Below are 3,201 nucleotides of genomic sequence, written 5' to 3' on the forward strand. Positions count from 1 at the left end.
GAAGCTATTTAGGGTTGTATGGTTAAGTGACTAAGCGTATACGGTGGATGCCTTGGCAGTAAGAGGCGATGAAGGACGTGTAAGTCTGCGAAAAGCGGTGGCGAGTTGACAAAACGCATTTGAGCCATCGATGTCCGAATGGGGAAACCCACCCGCTTGCGGGTATCGTTAACTGAATACATAGGTTAACGAGGCAAACCCGGGGAACTGAAACATCTAAGTACCCGGAGGAAAAGAAATCAACCGAGATTCCCTGAGTAGCGGCGAGCGAAAGGGGACTAGCCGATATCTGTTGTGATAGTGGAATATTCTGGAAAGTTTAACGGTACAGGGTGATAGTCCCGTACACGAAGTTGCAACAGGTACATATTAAGTAGGTCGGGACACGTGTTATCTTGACTGAAGATGGGGGGACCATCCTCCAAGGCTAAATACTCCTTACTGACCGATAGTGAACCAGTACCGTGAGGGAAAGGCGAAAAGAACCCCTGTGAGGGGAGTGAAATAGAACCTGAAACCGTATACGTACAAGCAGTGGGAGCCCTTCGGGGTGACTGCGTACCTTTTGTATAATGGGTCAGCGACTTATATTTAGTAGCAAGGTTAAGCGAATAGCGGAGCCGTAGCGAAAGCGAGTGTTAACTGCGCGTTGAGTTGCTAGGTATAGACCCGAAACCCGGTGATCTAGCCATGGGCAGGTTGAAGGTTGAGTAACATCAACTGGAGGACCGAACCCACGCCTGTTGAAAAAGGCGGGGATGACTTGTGGCTGGGGGTGAAAGGCCAATCAAACCGGGAGATAGCTGGTTCTCCCCGAAATCTATTTAGGTAGAGCCTCGGACGAATTCCTTTGGGGGTAGAGCACTGTTAAGGCTAGGGGGTCATCCCGACTTACCAACCCTTTGCAAACTCCGAATACCAAAGAGAACTATCCGGGAGACACACGGCGGGTGCTAACGTCCGTCGTGAAGAGGGAAACAACCCAGACCGCCAGCTAAGGTCCCAAAATATTGCTAAGTGGGAAACGATGTGGGAAGGCTAAGACAGCTAGGAGGTTGGCTTAGAAGCAGCCACCCTTTAAAGAAAGCGTAATAGCTCACTAGTCGAGTCGGCCTGCGCGGAAGATGTAACGGGGCTAAGCAATATACCGAAGCTGCGGCAATGCGATTTATCGTATTGGGTAGGGGAGCGTTCTGTAAGCCGCTGAAGGTGAACTGTGAGGTTTGCTGGAGGTATCAGAAGTGCGAATGCTGACATGAGTAACGATAATGCGGGTGAAAAACCCGCACGCCGGAAGACCAAGGTTTCCTGTCCCATGCTAATCAGGGCAGGGTAAGTCGGCCCCTAAGGCGAGGCAGAAATGCGTAGTCGATGGGAAACGGGTTAATATTCCCGTACTTATATAATCAGTGATGGAGGGACGGAGAAGGCTAGACAAGCTTGGCGTTGGTTGTCCAAGTGAAAGTGAGTAGGCTGAGTGCTTAGGTAAATCCGGGTACTTAAGGCCGAGACACGAGACGAGCCACCACGGTGGTGAAGTTGTTGATGCCCTGCTTCCAGGAAAAGCTTCTAAACTTATGATTATGTGAACCGTACCCCAAACCGACACAGGTGGTCAGGTAGAGAATACTAAGGCGCTTGAGAGAACTCGGGTGAAGGAACTCGGCAAAATTGTACCGTAACTTCGGGAGAAGGTACGCCCCTGCGTGTGATAAGACTTGCTCTTTGAGCACACGGGGGCCGCAGTGACCAGGTGGCTGGGACTGTTTATTAAAAACACAGCACTCTGCTAAATCGAAAGATGACGTATAGGGTGTGACACCTGCCCGGTGCCGGAAGGTTAATTGATGGGGTTAGCGTAAGCGAAGCTCTTGATCGAAGCCCCGGTAAACGGCGGCCGTAACTATAACGGTCCTAAGGTAGCGAAATTCCTTGTCGGGTAAGTTCCGACCTGCACGAATGGTGTAACCATGGCCACGCTGTCTCCACCCGAGACTCAGTGAAATTGAAATCGCAGTGAAGATGCTGTGTACCCGCACCTAGACGGAAAGACCCCGTGAACCTTTACTACAGCTTGGCACTGAACATTGAACCTACTTGTGTAGGATAGGTGGGAGGCTTTGAAATATGGACGCCAGTTCATATGGAGCCGTCCTTGAAATACCACCCTGGTATGTTTGATGTTCTAACGTTGGTCCCTAATCGGGATTGCGGACAGTGTCTGGTGGGTAGTTTGACTGGGGCGGTCTCCTCCCAAATAGTAACGGAGGAGCACGAAGGTTAGCTAATCACGGTCGGACATCGTGAGGTTAGTGCAATGGCATAAGCTAGCTTAACTGCGAGACAGACACGTCGAGCAGGTACGAAAGTAGGTCATAGTGATCCGGTGGTTCTGTATGGAAGGGCCATCGCTCAACGGATAAAAGGTACTCCGGGGATAACAGGCTGATACCGCCCAAGAGTTCATATCGACGGCGGTGTTTGGCACCTCGATGTCGGCTCATCACATCCTGGGGCTGAAGTCGGTCCCAAGGGTATGGCTGTTCGCCATTTAAAGTGGTACGCGAGCTGGGTTTAGAACGTCGTGAGACAGTTCGGTCCCTATCTGGTGTGGGCGTTGGATGATTGAGGGGAGCTGCTCCTAGTACGAGAGGACCGGAGTGGACGAACCGCTGGTGTTCGGGTTGTTTTGCCAAAGGCATTGCCCGGTAGCTACGTTCGGAATCGATAACCGCTGAAAGCATCTAAGCGGGAAGCGAGCCCCAAGATGAGTCATCCCTGAACTTTAAGTTCTCTGAAGGGTTGTTGAAGACGACAACGTTGATAGGCAGGATGTGGAAGTGTTGCAAGGCATTAAGCTAACCTGTACTAATTGCCCGTGAGGCTTAACCATACAACGCCTAAATGGCTTTATCATTTAGAAGTTGATGGTCATGACTGACTAATTAAGAAGTTAGAGTAGCGTTACTTAAGATTGATGAAAATATCGTTTTCCAGAATTGTTAATTCATTGATGACTACATCAGTGAAATTAAGATTCAGCTTAAAAGTTTATAAAGGCTGATAGACATACTCCGGAGAGTACTGTTTGTCCTCCTTGCGCAAAAGCCGAGAAAAAGCATTCGGTTTTGCACGACTTTGCCTGACGGCAATAGCGACGTGGTCCCACCTGATCCCATTCCGAACTCAGAAGTGAAACGC

At 50.0% G+C, this 3,201-nt stretch carries 2 rRNA genes; both read left to right on the forward strand.

Features of this window, described 5'->3' with window-relative positions:
- The first annotated feature begins 20 nt into the window (after positions 1–20).
- Positions 21–2,893: ribosomal RNA gene (locus BFC18_RS10150) — 23S ribosomal RNA — on the forward strand.
- 248 nt (positions 2,894–3,141) lie between these two features.
- Positions 3,142–3,201: ribosomal RNA gene (rrf, locus tag BFC18_RS10155) — 5S ribosomal RNA — on the forward strand; the annotation flags it as partial.

This window comes from Alteromonas confluentis, assembly GCF_001757105.1.
In the GTDB taxonomy this organism is placed as follows: domain Bacteria; phylum Pseudomonadota; class Gammaproteobacteria; order Enterobacterales; family Alteromonadaceae; genus Alteromonas; species Alteromonas confluentis.